This is a genomic window from Pseudomonas fluorescens (assembly GCF_902497775.2).
GTDB lineage: Bacteria > Pseudomonadota > Gammaproteobacteria > Pseudomonadales > Pseudomonadaceae > Aquipseudomonas > Aquipseudomonas putida_F.
Genome location: NZ_OZ024668.1, coordinates 1,234,344 through 1,249,569, shown reverse-complemented (window position 1 = coordinate 1,249,569; position 15,226 = coordinate 1,234,344). Strand labels below are relative to the sequence as shown.

Below are 15,226 nucleotides of genomic sequence, written 5' to 3'. Positions count from 1 at the left end.
ATCATCGCCCGCGACAATCAGCCGATCAGCGCGCCTGAATTTTCCAGGCCCGGTGAATCTTGCTGTTGCGGGAAAAATCCGGGTCCAGGGTCTGGGCACTGATCTCTTCCACCGCGTAGCGTTCAGCCAGGTTTTCGTCAAGCTGGAACTTGCGGAAGTTGTTCGAGAAGTACAGCACACCCCCCGGCGCCAGGCGCGCCACGGCCAGGTCGAGCAACTCGACATGATCGCGCTGCACGTCGAATACCCCTTCCATGCGCTTGGAGTTGGAGAAGGTCGGCGGATCGATGAAGATCAGCTCGTACTCCTCGCGGCAGGCCTGCAGCCAGGCCATGACATCACCCTGCTCCAGGCGGTTCTTGTCCGAGAAACCATTGAGCGACAGGTTGCGCCGAGCCCAGTCCAGGTAGGTTTTGGACAGGTCAACGCTGGTGGTGCTGCGCGCGCCACCCTTGGCCGCATGCACACTGGCGGTGGCGGTGTAGCAGAACAGGTTGAGGAAGCGCTTGCCGGCCGCCTCGCGCTGAATACGCATGCGCATCGGACGGTGGTCGAGGAACAGCCCGGTGTCCAGGTAGTCGGTGAGGTTGACCAGCAATTTGACGCCGCCTTCCTGAACTTCCAGGAACTGGCCCTGGGTGCTCTGGCGCTCATACTGGCGGGTGCCGCTCTGACGCTCACGGCGTTTGACCACCACCCGGCTCTGGTCGATGCCCAGGGCCAGGGGAATCGCAGCCAGGGCATCGAACAGGCGCGCCTGGGCTTTTTCCGGGTCGATCGAGCGTGGCGCGGCATATTCCTGCACGTGCACCCAGTCCTGGTACAGGTCGATGGCCAGGGCGTACTCGGGCATGTCGGCATCGTACAGGCGGTAGCAGCTAACGTTCTCGCGCTTGGCCCACTTGCCCAGTTGCTTGAGGTTTTTCTGCAGGCGGTTGGCGAACATCTGCCCGCCTTCGCTCAAGCGCGCCGGCTCGCTGGCCACAGCGGCCGGCGTACGCTGCTCGGCAGCTTCGCCATTGCGCTCTGGCTGACGACGTTCGCCGGTAACGAACTGGTCCGGCTGGACCTTGATCAGCAGCAGCTTGCACGGTAGCGCGCCGTTCCAGAAGGCGTATTGCTTGTGGCTGCGGATACCCATGCGCTTGCCCAGGTCCGGCGCGCCAGTGAACACCGCCGCTTCCCAGTTCAGGCAAGCCTGACGCAGGCGCTCGCCGAGGTTCTGGTAGAGGTACAGCAGGCTCGCTTCGTCGCCCAGGCGCTCGCCATACGGCGGGTTGCAGATCACCAGGCCTTTCTGGTTCTGGTCCGGGCGCGGCTCGAAACTACCGACTTCACCCTGGTAGATCTTCACCCAGTCGCTCAGGCCGGCGCGCTCGACGTTGTTACGGCCCGGCTGGATCAGCCGCGGGTCGGCTTCATAGCCACGAATCCACAGCGGCGGGCGGGCAAGACCGGCTTCGGCGCGGGCCAGGGCCTCGTCATGAAGTTTGCGCCACAGTGCTGGCACGTGGCCAAGCCAGGCGCTGAACCCCCAACGCTCGCGGCGCAGGTTCGGCGCGATATCGGCGGCGATCATTGCCGCTTCGACCAGGAAGGTCCCCACACCGCACATCGGGTCGGCCAGGGCGCCGCCTTCGGCAGCAATGCGTGGCCAGCCGGCACGGATCAAAATCGCCGCCGCGAGGTTTTCCTTCAGTGGCGCGGCGCCTTGCTGCAGGCGGTAACCGCGCTGGTGCAGGCTGTGGCCGGACAGGTCCAGGGACAGGATCGCCTCACCGCGCTCCAGGCGCAGGTGCACGCGCAGGTCGGGGTTGAGCTTGTCCACCGACGGGCGCTCGCCGCTGCTGGTACGCAGTTTGTCGACGATCGCGTCCTTGACCTTCAAGGCACCGAAATGGGTGTTGTCGATACCCGAGCCGTGGCCGCTGAACTCCACTGCCAGCGAGCCGCTGGCCTCCAGGTGATCCTGCCACTCGACGTCGTTGACGCCGTCGTAGAGGTCGTCGGCATTCTTCATGTTGAAGCGCTTGAGCACCAGCAGCACGCGGTTGCCCAGGCGCGACCACAGGCACAGCCGGTAGGCGGTTTCCATGTCGGCCGTGCCGCGAATCGCCGAAGTGTGCTCGCGCACCTCTTCAAGGCCGAGGCCGCGGGCCTCTTCGGCAAGCAGGCCTTCAAGGCCTTTGGGACAGGTGAGGTAAAGTTCGAAACGGTCCGACATGGGGTATCCAGAGCCTTGAGCAATAAAGTGGAAAGGCAAGCGCATCGCCCTTCCGATGTTTAATCGAACGCCTTTCCACAGCGCTCGAGTGGCGCTCTTTTTAGCGCCGGGCCGCCCGCCAATCCGACTTTTGCCAAGGGCTGAAAAGTCTTTGATTGCCGGGCAGAATGAAAAATTCAGGCAAAAAACCGGGAAAAATGACCCTTCGTCGTTTCGCCTTCATTGTTACAAATTATCACATAGCGGTGGCCAGATGACTTCGCAGCAGGCCAAACCCTGATCATAGCGGGCTTTGCGCCAGATCCTAATCAGACGCATTTATTTACTTATCCTGTGACCCTATGAAAGGTTACGTCCTTATGACAAAACGATCATTCACACTGTGTCTTGCATTGGTTAGAACTGGTCTCAGGTTGTCACCGCAACGGTACAACACTTGCGCTCGCGACGCCGGCAGCGAGCACAAACCGGCAGAACGATTCTGCCCGACCTTCTAGAGGTCGACGGGACATTACAGTCAACAAGTGAGGGCAACACCCTATGAGAAGACTTAAGCGTGATCCGTTGGAAAGAGCATTTTCACGTGGCTACCAATACGGGGTCACCGGCAAATCCCGCGAGCTTTGCCCCTTTACTCTACCGTCTGTACGCCAGGCATGGATCAATGGCTGGCGCGAAGGACGCGGCGACAACTGGGACGGTATGACCGGCACTGCGGGTATCCATAGACTCAACGAACTTCACGCCGTTGGCTGAACGAGGAACTGAATCCGATTACCATGCGCGCCCTATCCGGGCGGCGGGCTGAGGCCCAGGGGCCCCTTGAGGGGGCCCTTTTTTATGCCTGCGGTTTCAGTGCGCCATGGCCGCGATGGCGTCCACTGCCTCGCGGATCAGGGCCGGCCCCTTGTAGATGAACCCCGAATAGATCTGTACCAGGCTGGCACCGGCGGCAATCTTCTGCGCCGCATGCTTGCCTTCGGTAATCCCGCCTGCGGCGATGATCGGCAGCTTGCCGCCCAGCTCACCGGCCAGCACCTTGACGATATGGGTGCTCTTTTCCAGCACCGGCGCGCCCGACAGGCCGCCCGCCTCGTCACCATGCAGCAGCCCTTCGACGCCTTCGCGGCCAAGGGTGGTGTTGGTGGCGATCACCGCGTCCATGCCCGACTCGATCAGGGCCGAGGCGACCAGCGCGGTTTCTTCATCGCTCATGTCCGGGGCGATCTTGATCGCCAGCGGCACATGCTTGCCGCGCTCGCTGACCAGTTGCGAGCGGCGCTCGGCCAGGGCGTCGAGCAGTTGCTTGAGCGAATCGCCGAACTGCAGGCTGCGCAGGCCCGGGGTGTTCGGCGAGCTGACGTTGACGGTGATGTAGCTGGCCTGGTCATAGACCTTGTCGAGGCAAATCAGGTAGTCATCGACCGCGCGTTCGACCGGGGTGTCGAAGTTCTTGCCGATGTTGATACCAAGGATGCCGCGGTATTTGGCCGCACGCACGCGGTTGAGCAGGTTGTCGACGCCCAGGTTGTTGAAGCCCATGCGGTTGATGATCGCCTCGGCTTCGGGCAGACGGAACAACCGCGGCTTGGGGTTGCCCGGCTGTGGGCGCGGGGTGACGGTGCCGATTTCAACAAAGCCGAAACCCAGCTGGGCAAAGCCGTCGATGGCCGCGCCGTTCTTGTCCAGACCTGCCGCGAGGCCAACCGGGTTGGCGAAGTTCAGGCCCATGACAGTAACCGGCAAGGAGACCGGCGCCTTGGTCAGCAGCCCGTTCAGGCCCAGGCGGCCACCGGCGCCGATCAGGTCCAGGGACAGGTCGTGGGAAGTCTCCGGGGAGAGCTTGAACAGCAACTGGCGGGCCAGGGTATACATGGGCGGCGTGAACTCGGGTGGCGGCGGTGGGGCGGCGATTATAGCCGGGTACCCACCGTTTCGGCGACTTCGTTTGATTAGTCGAATTTGAATGCAGAATTGTCCAATCCTGAACCAATGTCCAAGGACTGCGGCGGTGAGGCCGGATTGGGAACTGGCCGATCAGTACTGTGATAGAAAGGGGTCAGGATCAAGCCCGCCAAAATTCCAACTATCGGGGCGACTATCCATTTCCGCTGGTCATCCGTCAAACCCGTGGTTGCAAGAAGATTATCGGCTACAGTTGAACCGGTGGAGATTATCGAAAATGCAATAATCCGCGGAATACCTACCTTTTCCATGCGTCCTAGCAAGTCCCGCCAACCGGGTACCTTCCAGTCGAGTCTCAGGTGATTCTCGGAAGTGTCATCTACTGAATGCTGAGCCTCAACGTCTTGCGCCACTGGGACTTTTGACATCCATGCAGATAACGTTTCGTTGACGGCTGGCTCTCCTGACTCGATCCCAGCATTGATTAACGCCCCCACGAGGGTAGCCGTCCACCCTGGTCCCATCGCAAGCCCCACCGCTTCGGCAATGAACTGCTGCAATCCGTAAACAACCGACCCAATGCCGTGGGCTTTACCATTTAGCGCAGTGTCGCTACCCAGATTATGAACGCTCGCAAATCCGTCCCTGGCGATACAGTACGCCATAAGCCCCGGTGCGGACTTGGCAATCGTGCTAAAGATCGAGACTGGATTGGTGAACACCGCAGCGGCGAGAATAAGCCCCGCGCCTGCAAAGAGTGACAGTTGGGACGCTCGGGACGCGGATGTCGCGCTACCTGTCAATTCGTGATGGACGAAGGCACCCGCCGCCAGGAGCAACGGGATCGCGGTGAAGGTGGCACCAACCGCTACTGCAGCAGGCCCAGACAAGTTCCTGCTTATCAAGTTGTTGACGACGCCACGCAAAACGGTCAAGGCAAACACCGATGGCATGTTGACTGTGGCGGAAGTACCAAGATTTTGCAGGAAATCCGAATTCTTTATGCTGTTCCAAAAAACCTCTGCTACTGCAACGCGCTCCTCAACGGTAGTCGTAGAGTGGTTGGTGCTAGAGCTCGTGACCATCTGAGCAATCGGGTGATTGGATGACGGATCGCCATTTGTAACAAAGCCCTCGATAATCCGCACAATATCCAACTCATCGGGCGACATATCCCTGGACAGCTCGTCGAACAGTTTGTCTAACTCGAGGCTAAAATCTTCAACATCATCGGTGAGCGAATGAATCGCTTGACCTAATTTAGGTCCCGAAGAATTTATTGATTGGAAGTCAGACGTCGAGACATCTCTTGCGGCAGGCTTTTCAGTTACGGTGGGTAGAGTGTTTGACAAAGGACCTATTTGCATTTGGTGACTACTCCCAGATGTTTAAGAACTACCACTCAACCTCTTCCCGACTGTCCTCATCACGCTGAGGGTTCATCGCCTCCTGCAAAAACGCCTTCATCTGCAGGTCGACGCCGAACAGGCGGGTGTACACTCCCCGCACCTCCTGATACAGCAGGTCCTCTTCCAACCCGTCGGCCTTGAGCTGCTGCAATACCTGCAGCACCACCGCCAGTTGCGCGGCCACGGTGCGGTAGGCCGGGCCACCCTGCCCATCCGGCCAACCATGAATGAACTGGTACAACGCCTGGGCACCCTGCCCGGCCATGCCCAGCAACTGCTGGTACAGGCTGTCGAACTGTGCTGGCGCCTGGGCCATGCGCGATTCCAGGCTTTGCACGGCCTCATTCATGCGCACCTGCGGTTGTGCAGCGTTTTCAATGCGCATCTTCATTCCCTCCAGCAACGGGGTCCGGCACCTGTAACCAGTGACTGAGGCTGTTCGCCAGGGTCTCCCGCGCTGCCTGGTCCAACTGCGCGTCAACGCGGCTCAGACCCTCACAGCGCACCAGTAACTGTTCGCTCAACTGCACTTCGATCTGCCCGGGATCAAACTCCAGGGCCTGCTCGCCCAGTTGCAGGCGATAGTGACTCTGCTGCTGATACTCGACCTGCACCTCGCCCGGCCACTGACGGCGCAACGCAGCGAGCAGCCGGGCGTGCTCGCCCTTGCTGTGCAGCGGTGCCAGCACTTGCAGAGGCATGCCGCTGCAACTACCGGCCACAGGCCACTGCCCCACCAGCGCCTCGATCCACTCAACCTGTCCAAGCACCTCGCGCAGGACACTGCGCGCAGTGTCCACCACCTCCTGGCGCAATTGCGCGGCCAGGCGCTGGCTGTGCAGCAAGGCCTCGGCCAGCTCGTGCGCAGCCTGCAGGATGCCCTCGGCATAGCCCTGTTGCCTGGCCGCCTGGCTTACCGCCTGGGCCTGCCGTTGCGCCTGGGCGAGTTGTTGTTTGGCCGCCTTCCGGGCTTGCCGCTCAAGGGCCTGGCAACGGCGCGCCAGCGCCCGCTCGGCCTGGCGCACATGCACCGGGTCCAGGCCTGGAAGTTGGGCTTCACAACGCAATGAATCGAGCATGCTGCACCGCCATTCGCAAAAGGCCCTGGTCTGCTTGTGCTGCCGGAAGTTGTGCCTGATGGGCAACCACTTCGCTGGAAAACTGCAGGGGCAGGCGCGCCAGCAGCGCCGCAGGTATGTGCGCTTGCCAGGCCAGCAAGCTGTTGAGCCCGGCGGCTTCCAGGCGCGGTTGCAGGGCCAGGGTCGAGAACTCATCGAACCCGGGCCGCACGCCCAGGGCACAACAGGCAAAGGAGCGCGTTGCCAGCGGCAGTTGCTCGCTCACACCGTCCCGGACCAGTGTCGGCCACAGCCGGTGAGCGCCGAGCAGACGCGCCACCTGTGGCAACAACAACCAGTGCTCCAGCCATAGCCGGGCAATCTCGTGCTCCGGCCAGGTCGACGGCATGGGCGGCAGGTCCAACCCCTGCACCAGCATTTCGTCCACTACCTGCAACAATGCCGGGGCGCGAAAGGTGGCCGGCAGATCAAGTCGCTCGGCACTGAGATAGCGCGATGGCTGCCGGGCGATCTGTTCGATCCACTCAACTGACGGCGACATCACCTGCCCTCCGCCGCTGGTACCACAGCCATCCGCCAGCACCTGCAAGGCCGGCCACCAATAACAGCAACAAACCGAGCAAGGGCCCCGACAGGCCGCGGCTTGGCATCCCCTGCGGCGCGTTGTGCTGAATCGCCACCCGCGGGGTCAACACCACCGAGATACGCTCGTAATCCACTTCGCTGAAGCTGTTCTTGAGAAAGCGCTTGAGATCATCAATGAGGATTTCGACTTCGCTATCGGGCTCGTGCACCACCAGCGCCGACAGATGCACCGGCGCACTGCTGCGCCCACCTTCCCCGGCAGACAGGTCGTAACTGACATGCACCCGCGCCGAGACCACGCCACTCAAGGCCACTACCGACTGCTCCAAGCGTTGCTCGATGGCTGAGTACAGCCGTGCTTTCTCCGCCCGGGGCGAGGCCACCAGGGCATCGGCGGGAAACATTTGCGCCACCTCCATTCGGGCTTTTGAAGGCAGCCCATACTGGGTCAACAAGTCCACGGCAGCGGGAAAGTCCACCTGGGCGACCAGGACGCTGTAGCCATTCTTGCCGGTGTCGATTTTCTGCACCGCAATGTTGTTGCGCTGCAGCAAGGCCACCACTTCATTGGCCTGCTGTTGATCCAGCCCCTGCAACAACAAAGGCTGGCGACAGCCAAGCAAGAACAGGCAAAGCAACAACCCGAGCAGCCACCTCATGACTGGCGCAACAAGGTTTCGGCAGTGCCCACAACCTTGCGCACCAGGGTATTGAGCAAGTTGATATCGACGTTGTACTGCCCGGTCTGTTCCTGCAACTGCGCCAAGGCCTCGGGACTGGTGATGTCCGGGCGCTGCAACATCTGTTCAATGCTGGCGACGTGAAGATCGCTCGCCTGGGCCGATTCGGCAAAGGTTTGCAGCAGCCGGTCCTGCAATGACACCGGCGCGCCGTGGGTACTTTCCTGAAGCACTCGCGGTGCGCCCAGGCTGGCAATGGGATCGATAGCCATTGATGAAATACTCCAAAGTAAGTGACAAGCCCTCAGGCGGTTAACGCGCCGCCTGGATGATTGCCATATCGATATCCTTGAACCCCTTGATCGTGTTGGTCTGCGCGTTGCGGAACACGGTGTAGGAGGAAAACGCCGCCTGATACGCCGCCAGCAACGTCGGGTCCGAGGCGTCGGCGTGCAAGTCTTCCAGGGCTTTGTCCAGGGCTTCCTTCAAACCCTGGGCACCCTGCTCGAACGCAGCAGCCTGACTGCCCAGAAAATCATTGTGAAAGTCGATTGGATCCGTAAGCGCCATGGCTATTTACCTGTGGTTGGAGGATTGGAATTGCCAGGATGCCGGGGATGTCTTGATGTACCCCTGCTCACCTGCCTGATGGGAGAGCCCCTTGAGCGGGTCATCCTGAAGCACGATGGAAAAATGCACGAAACGCGAGCCCCACTGTTGCTCGAAGCGCCGTATGAAGCGCCGGGTGGCCTCCAGTTGGCTGTCCTGCAAGTTGCCTTCGATGCGCAAGGCGATGCCGCCCGCCTGGTCACTGCGCTGGAACGGCACACCGATCTGACGCAGGCCGGCAAGGGCCTGCTCGACACTGACGCGGTCGTCCTGCACACGAAACGCCAGGTGCCCAGCGTAGGGAGCATCGCGCAGCAATTGCTGCTCAAGGCGCTCCTTGAGGCCTGGCTCCAGGGTGTTGCCGGCAAGCACCAGTAACGGCCGTTGTGGATCGTTCAGGTCAAGCAGCCTGATCGGCAACCCGGGCTCGACCGCCAGCAGTTGCTGCTCCAGCCGTTGCTGCTCCTGTGCCATCACGGCAACCACCACGCTGCCCAGTTGCTGACGCATCAGTACCTGGCGGTTCCAGGCAGCTTCTCGTTGCGAGTCGACCAGCACATAGACCAGCTGATCACGCCCCTGCAGTACCTGCGCCTGAGCGCTGACCAAGGCCGAGACGCTACGCTGTTGCGCAGAGGCTGTGCGATCGGGCAATGACCAGACGCCCACCGAAGCTACCAGCAGGCCCAAGGCGAGCACGACGCTGGCCAGGCGCAACGAAACCGAGAGTTTTTTCCGTGCGATCGAGGCCACGACGGGTTGTTGCAGCGCCCACTCCTGTGAACTCAAGCGGAACGCGAGCTGCAAGCCACCGATCTGCCGCTGCTGCTGCAAGGGCCAGTGTTGCCATGTGGCTGACGCGGGTTGCAACGGCCGTAACCGGACCGAGTGGGTATCGGGGTCGGGTGCCACTACCTCGAAACTGCAATTGTCCTGCTCGAACGGTACGCACAGTACCTGCTCGCCAATCCCAGGCCCGGTGCCGGGATCCTGCGTCTGGAGCGGCCCGACCAACACCCGGGTCGGGCCCTGCGCCAGGACAAATTCGCACCCGGCCATCGGGCCGTTGAACACGCGCATGACGCAAGGATCTGTCGCGGTCGTTTGCATACCAGCACTCTTGAAAGACGTGAACAAACACGAACAGTGCAGAGCCTAGGGAAGTTGGCGAAGGCGATCCTGATGAGAATCTGATGATTGCCAGCCATCAGTCGCCAGCAGCGGAAAATGCGCCTCGAGAAAATCGAGCAACTGCCCCAGCACCTGTTGCTGGCATCCGGTGAACAGAGCGCAATCGATAACGCGATGGTCATGCCCCCTGACCAGTTCCACCGCCAGTTGGTAAACCCCGTCAGAGTCGACGCAACAACCACACAGGTAATGGCCGGGCGCCAGGCATTCGATCAGGTCCAGGGCTTCCAGGGGAGTGGCGCACAGGCTCGCCACCGACAGCGACAGCAGCTCGACGCGTTGGCGCAAAGCATTGCGCAGCAGGCATTTGATGGTCTCATTGAGCACCAGCATCTCCACCGGCATCCCGCCTCTTAACGGCAGGATGGCCAAGGTAGGCAGCGCCGGGCGCGTGACGGGCTCGCTGGGTATGCCTCGAACCTGGCCGTTGAACCGATAGCCCCGGCCATAGACCGTGACAATGAGGCCGCGGCGCTCCTTGAGCAGCTTGCGCAGCACGCAAATACAACGGGTCAGGGACTCTTCGGCGGTATCCAGGCCTGGCCAGACAGCATCGAGCAAACTGTCCTTGGACATCAGCGTACCGGCGTTGGCCAACAGCAGACGCAGCACTTGCCGCTCCTTGGGCGGCAAGTGCTGGCCACATTGGTCATGCCACAACACACCATCGGGACACAGGCGCCAGTGCTCGAAGACATAGGTGATGTTAGTGGGGACATGGTAAAAGGCGGTCATCGGGGCGGTGCCTGTCATTGTTCTTCGAACGCAGTGCCAACCCGTTGCCGCCGGGCCGCCTGCCGCCGACGACTATAAGAACTCCTTCCCGGCAAAACTGTAGGCAAACACCTACATACGCACCCCAACGAATCGGAAAGAGCCTGTAAGACTATTCATCCGAATAGCCCTACAGCGCCTGCCGGACCGTTTCAATCACATCCCCGACCCGCCGCCAGTGCCTGACCGCTTCGGGGTCCAGCCGGCGGTCAAAGTGTTCATTGAGCGCCTCTACCATCTCGACAATGTTCAGCGAATCACAGCCCAGGTCATGCACCAGGTCGGCCTGGCGTGTCACCTGCCCTGCATCGCCACCCAGGCAGGTCACCAGTACGGCGATGACCTGCTGCTCCAGTGGCGAACTCACCAGGTACTCATGTGCTTGAGCATGTCGGCGTACTGGCTCAGGTGTGCCGACAGGGTCTTGTTGAAATTATCGTGGTAGGAGTTGGCATTGGCATACTTCGAGGTGATCGATTGCAACATGTTCTTGAGGCGTTCCTCCTGGGCATTGAAACCCGATTGCCAGGCATTGAACTTGGCGGTATCGATTTCATGCGGTTTGCCAGGCTTGGGTGGTTTCGAGGCACTGGGTAGGCTGTTGCGAATAGTCAGCACCGGGCTGTTGTCCAGGTTCACCACCCAGCTGCCATTGCCAAGCTGTTGTAGACTTTTGTCAGGCAAGCCCAAGGCAAGCTGCCATTTGCGTGCTTCCTCCTTGCCCATCGGCGCAGCGCCGGGAATGGGCACAAGCTGGCTGGGGCTGCCCGAGAAACTGTTGAGCAGCGAGCCCAGGCGCTGTTCAAAGGCATCCCGATTGAATTTTATTTTTTTGCCATCTTTGTCGGCTTCAAAGTACTCGCTCATCTTGCTGGTAATCTGGTCAGTAAAGGCGGCATAAAACTTGGTGTACACATCGAGAACATGCTCGTAGACACTCAGGTACTGGTCCTTGATCACGCCGATCAAATCAAGCAGCTTGTCGAAGAACGGTGCCACCGCCTGCATGTCTAAATTCAGTTCGCCAGGAAGTTCACGCACCTGCTTGTCCGCCATGGCTGCCTCGTGAGTGCGTATCCGCTCGCGTTTCTCAGGGGATAAACCGGTGCAGTCACATTCGACGCGCTGTTGGAACACCCGCAACTCATTCTGTGCAAAAGCCATGCGAACCCGACGCGCTTCTGCCGATTGCGCAGGTTTCAGGTGACGCTGCAGGCGACTGAGGGAGTCATCCAGCAGCTGTTCACGGCTGGCGCGAGCGCTGCCTGATTGCGCCCCTGTCGCAGGTGTATCCAACCGAGGATTGTCGCTGGGCACCTCGCTCTCTTCTGCCCGCGTCAACCGCGCAACACCATTTGTAATGGCAAATTCCATATGTACTACCTCAGCGAACGGTAAGTGCGGCTGCCCGCGACTGCATGATCTGCATGAAGATCTCCATGATCTTGTTCAGCAGGCTGGCATCGGCGCCATCTTTCTGGCTCACCTCATCGGAGAGCCCCTTGCCCAACCGCGCCTGACCTTGCTGCCTGGTTTCTTCAGCCCTGGCAGACGACTCGACGGTACGCAGGATACCGCCCACGGCCTGGCCAACCACGCTCGCCATAGTCGACAGTTGCTGACCTCGCTGCTGCAGAATCGACGTGTTCTTTTCGCTCATTGCGCTGTTCCAGTCGGCCAGACGGGCCTGCTTCTCAGCCTTGACGATCTCACCATCGAACCAGGCCAGCTCTTCGGGGCTCGCGTGTTTGCCCTTGGCGACAAACTCATGCGTTTTGGGCTTGCCCGCTGCATCCAGCACCTGCAGATCATTGCGTTTACCGGGCTCGAAATCCTGGCGGTTACGCTGCAGGCGCAGGTCGCTGGCAACTGTGTTGGCATCCAGGGCCTGGCGTTTGTTGGTGCTGATGTCCTGATGTCGCCCATTGATACCCTGGATGCTCTTGGCCGTGCCTACCCCCGACATGGTGGTCACCACTGCACCCTGGGCAATGGCGCTGTACATCTGCATCAAACCGGCCTGACGAATCGCCTGGGCCTGCCCCTCGATGGCCTTTGCCTCGAAGCCTATGAAGACGCCCTTGAGCGCAGCATTCACCACCCGCGCGACGTTTTGCGCAATGACGAGCAGGATCAGCACATTGACATGTTTCTCCCATGCACCCGGATCGAACACCAGGCTATCGCGAGCCTCCTGATCCAGTGACTGTTTGAACGCCTCCAGAACCATTGCCTTCTCCTGCGACGACCAAGCGTCGGTACTGAGCATCCGCTCGACCTCAGTTTCATCGGGCAGTCGCACCGATGGGGTCGGCGGCACCTGCACCTGCGCCAACAGATTCAGGCTTTCCAGCGAGCTTGTGATCGAAGACTTGCCCATGGACCAAGACGAGAGCGCAGCACCATCAACCTCAATCCTCTGGGTTGTCGGCAAGGCAGCTTTTTCAATCATTTCGACCTCCTTAAATGCGTTGTGTGATGAACAGGCGCGTTGCGGTCTGTTGCTCAAGATCGCCAAACAAGTGCTGCACCGCAGCGGTGCGCTGCTTCATTGACTCGGAAAATCGATCGACCACTTCTTTGAGGTACTCGCTGACCAACTCGACCTGGGCCTGGGCCAAGTGCGCCTCGGCCTGGTGGTCGGCAATGTGCTTTTGTTGCACGCCAATCCCCACTTGCAGGCCCGACTCAAGCAGGCTTCCCCCCACCTGGATACCCTCCAGCGCCATCTCCACACGCGTGGAGAAACGCGCCAACGACACACTGTCCGACCCTACGCCCATCGCCGTACGCATCGATTGGCCCATCGCCGAGCCCGCCGAGCTGGCGGCCTGGCGTAGCGTCTGCAGGCCTGAAGTTGCCGTTTGCGGAAGCACGGCTGCGATCTTGGCCCCCACCTTGGAAGCAATGCTGCTGACCACGCTGCCGGCGACGCTCGCCGCAACCGTAGTCGCAACCGCAGCAGCGATCATTCCAGCGATTTCGGCAACCTTGCGTGACTCTTCGCCGAAACCCAGCATTTTCAATTGCGCTGCGTATAACTCGGTGAAGACTTTCATGAGAAACTGCATGAGCTCCATCAACGGCTCCATGGCCTTGGCCATGAACGAGGTACCGGTGGCTTTCTCGACGACCATGTCGGTGACCCCCAGGGCCAGTCCAGCCGCCGCGACTACCACTTTGACGGATATGGCTGACGTAGTAGCCGCCGTTGCTGCGCCAGCACCGGTGGCGGCAGCAGCAGCCCCGCCAGCTGCGGCGGCTCCACCGACGACGGCAGTTCCAGCACCGGCGGTGGCGACAACCAGCACGGCGGCCGCGATGGCAATGCCCACCCACTTGAAGATGCACCCCAGCGCATTGCCGCGTTCGGCCTTGCGCGCTTCTTCCTCAAGCTTTTCCTGTTGCCCCTTTTGCACCACTTGATAGAGTTCGCGGCTGGCCAGCTCTTTTTCTTCTGCCGCCTCGCCCAGTAACTCGATAATCTGCAAGCGCAGCAGCAGAGCCCGGCCAATGGCGTTACTCAATTGAGTATCCACTTGCTTGATATCACCATTGTCGAGCGACGAATCCTGGACCCGTGCCTGAAGCTCAGTTGCCCGAAGGGCGGCCTGATCGGCCCCCGCGACGGCCTGGCGCAGATGTTCAACTTTGCTGTCGACTACCTGCTGGCGAACCTCCAGGCGCTCTTGCAACCTCTGTAACAGTCGCTGCTCCTGTGCATGTTCGGCGGAGCCAACCGGCAGCCCGGCCAAACGCTCTTCACTTTCTTGCGCACGCTGCGTGATGGCCTCCAGGCGTACCTGTGCCTTTTCCAGTTGGCCTTGGCCCTGCTCGACTTCGGCCTCGGCAGCCTGGAACTCATCGACGGCTTGCAGATACTCACTGGACAACCGCTCAAGCGCCTTTTGCCGCTCCCCTTGCAGGCTTTGCACGATCGACAGACGCTGCTTGAGCTTGTGGTTGTCGGCCTCACCCAGCAATTCGCTGACAGCAGCCATCAGTTCGATAAAGGTGGCCTGGCTGTGCGCTTGACTGTGAGGGGGAGCCAATTGTGGTCGACCGGCAATTACCTGACCAACAGCCGCGTGCTGCACCCCGGCCAGCGCCTGTGTGGCGATATGGCGAAAGTCCAGCGTCTGTGCGGCACTTGCAGCCGCCGCTTTGTAGTCCAGCGGCTGCTCAAGCCCCTGTGGTCGCCCTGCGGGCGTGACCGTCATGCTCATTCTTCCTGCTCCTCACTCGAAGTTTCACGCAGTTGATCCAGCGCCTGCAGACAGGCAGTTGCCTGGGCATGGAGTTGCTTGTCGCTGCTGTAGCGCCTTATATAGTCAAAGCACCGCCGCGCCTTGCCGGGCTTGCCCTGAGCCAGCTGACACTGGCCGACAAACAGCATGGGCCGGCAGTCCTTCTCGTTCTGCACCAACGCCACGCTGTACAAATCGATGGCTTTGGCATAGTCCTGCTTAAGCTGGTGCACGGCCGCCAGGCCGGTCCAGTACTGGCTGTTGTGAAAGTCGTAGATACACAGGAAGTGAAACAACTTACCGGCGTCATCCAGCCGCCCCTGCTCGTAGAAGCGGTAAGCAAATGCATACAGGTCGTCCATGCGGGTGTCGCTGAGCCCATGGATCTCCCGCAGCGTCGCACCGCTCATGACGGCGTCGGCAATACCGAGTGCCACCTCTTCATCCAGCGTATCGCTGTCTTTCATCACACCACTCCTTGATACCGACAATGGGATTGAGCCAGACCCTGCGCATAGCCGCT

The 15,226-nt window shown here is 60.6% G+C and carries 17 protein-coding genes; 1 reads left to right on the top strand and 16 read right to left on the bottom strand.

From position 1 onward, the window contains the following. Positions 1-25 precede the first annotated feature (25 nt). A complete protein-coding gene (gene rlmKL / locus F8N82_RS05885; protein ID WP_038994285.1) occupies positions 26-2,224 on the bottom strand; it encodes a bifunctional 23S rRNA (guanine(2069)-N(7))-methyltransferase RlmK/23S rRNA (guanine(2445)-N(2))-methyltransferase RlmL in 2,199 nt (732 codons plus the stop codon). 540 nt (positions 2,225-2,764) lie between these two features. Between rlmKL and rmf the strand changes: the two genes are divergently transcribed. Next, positions 2,765-2,980, top strand: coding sequence for a ribosome modulation factor (rmf, locus tag F8N82_RS05880; RefSeq protein WP_010223328.1), 216 nt, complete (start codon positions 2,765-2,767; stop codon positions 2,978-2,980). Positions 2,981-3,076: 96 nt separating this feature from the next. Here rmf and F8N82_RS05875 read toward each other — a convergent pair whose 3' ends face one another. The 15 genes from F8N82_RS05875 to F8N82_RS05805 all read right to left on the bottom strand — a co-directional run bounded on the left by F8N82_RS05875 (position 3,077) and on the right by F8N82_RS05805 (position 15,170). After that, the gene (locus tag F8N82_RS05875; protein WP_038994284.1) at positions 3,077-4,099 is read right to left on the bottom strand and encodes a quinone-dependent dihydroorotate dehydrogenase; all 1,023 of its coding nucleotides are present in this window, start codon (positions 4,097-4,099) and stop codon (positions 3,077-3,079) included. A gap of 77 nt (positions 4,100-4,176) precedes the next feature. Beyond that, a complete protein-coding gene (locus tag F8N82_RS05870; protein WP_038994283.1) occupies positions 4,177-5,496 on the bottom strand; it encodes a hypothetical protein in 1,320 nt (439 codons plus the stop codon). Positions 5,497-5,524: 28 nt separating this feature from the next. Continuing rightward, positions 5,525-5,923 carry a hypothetical protein gene (locus F8N82_RS05865; RefSeq protein WP_052251407.1) on the bottom strand — a complete coding sequence of 133 codons (399 nt, stop codon included), beginning with the start codon at positions 5,921-5,923 and terminating at the stop codon, positions 5,525-5,527. Beyond that, the gene (locus tag F8N82_RS05860) at positions 5,913-6,617 is read right to left on the bottom strand and encodes a hypothetical protein (RefSeq protein WP_038994282.1); all 705 of its coding nucleotides are present in this window, start codon (positions 6,615-6,617) and stop codon (positions 5,913-5,915) included. The genes F8N82_RS05865 and F8N82_RS05860 overlap by 11 nt, the downstream gene beginning before the upstream one ends. Then, the gene (locus F8N82_RS05855) at positions 6,595-7,158 is read right to left on the bottom strand and encodes a hypothetical protein (RefSeq protein ID WP_038994281.1); all 564 of its coding nucleotides are present in this window, start codon (positions 7,156-7,158) and stop codon (positions 6,595-6,597) included. Before F8N82_RS05855 ends, F8N82_RS05860 begins: the two co-directional genes overlap by 23 nt. Continuing rightward, entirely contained in the window at positions 7,142-7,861 is a 720-nt protein-coding gene (locus F8N82_RS05850; protein WP_038994279.1) for an EscJ/YscJ/HrcJ family type III secretion inner membrane ring protein, read from the bottom strand. The genes F8N82_RS05855 and F8N82_RS05850 overlap by 17 nt, the downstream gene beginning before the upstream one ends. Then, positions 7,858-8,154, bottom strand: a complete 297-nt coding sequence (gene sctI / locus F8N82_RS05845) for a type III secretion system inner rod subunit SctI (protein ID WP_167336585.1) — start codon at positions 8,152-8,154, stop codon at positions 7,858-7,860. Before sctI ends, F8N82_RS05850 begins: the two co-directional genes overlap by 4 nt. Positions 8,155-8,194: 40 nt before the next feature. Then, entirely contained in the window at positions 8,195-8,452 is a 258-nt protein-coding gene (gene sctF / locus F8N82_RS05840) for a type III secretion system needle filament subunit SctF (protein ID WP_038994278.1), read from the bottom strand. 6 nt (positions 8,453-8,458) lie between these two features. Continuing rightward, entirely contained in the window at positions 8,459-9,601 is a 1,143-nt protein-coding gene (locus F8N82_RS05835) for a PrgH/EprH family type III secretion apparatus protein (protein ID WP_080764704.1), read from the bottom strand. A 45-nt stretch (positions 9,602-9,646) separates the two neighbouring features. Then, a complete protein-coding gene (locus tag F8N82_RS05830) occupies positions 9,647-10,417 on the bottom strand; it encodes a winged helix-turn-helix domain-containing protein (RefSeq protein ID WP_052251405.1) in 771 nt (256 codons plus the stop codon). A gap of 169 nt (positions 10,418-10,586) precedes the next feature. Continuing rightward, the gene (locus F8N82_RS05825; RefSeq protein WP_052251404.1) at positions 10,587-10,823 is read right to left on the bottom strand and encodes an acyl carrier protein; all 237 of its coding nucleotides are present in this window, start codon (positions 10,821-10,823) and stop codon (positions 10,587-10,589) included. Beyond that, positions 10,820-11,830, bottom strand: a complete 1,011-nt coding sequence (locus F8N82_RS05820; protein WP_080764702.1) for an IpaD/SipD/SspD family type III secretion system needle tip protein — start codon at positions 11,828-11,830, stop codon at positions 10,820-10,822. Before F8N82_RS05820 ends, F8N82_RS05825 begins: the two co-directional genes overlap by 4 nt. Positions 11,831-11,840: 10 nt before the next feature. Continuing rightward, positions 11,841-12,908 (bottom strand): hypothetical protein, encoded by a 1,068-nt coding sequence (locus F8N82_RS05815; protein ID WP_052251402.1) that lies wholly within the window; start codon positions 12,906-12,908, stop codon positions 11,841-11,843. A gap of 10 nt (positions 12,909-12,918) precedes the next feature. Then, positions 12,919-14,682, bottom strand: a complete 1,764-nt coding sequence (gene sctE, locus F8N82_RS05810) for a type III secretion system translocon subunit SctE (RefSeq protein ID WP_150776774.1) — start codon at positions 14,680-14,682, stop codon at positions 12,919-12,921. Next, entirely contained in the window at positions 14,679-15,170 is a 492-nt protein-coding gene (locus F8N82_RS05805; protein WP_038994271.1) for a SycD/LcrH family type III secretion system chaperone, read from the bottom strand. Before F8N82_RS05805 ends, sctE begins: the two co-directional genes overlap by 4 nt. Between the last annotated feature and the right edge of the window lie 56 nt (positions 15,171-15,226).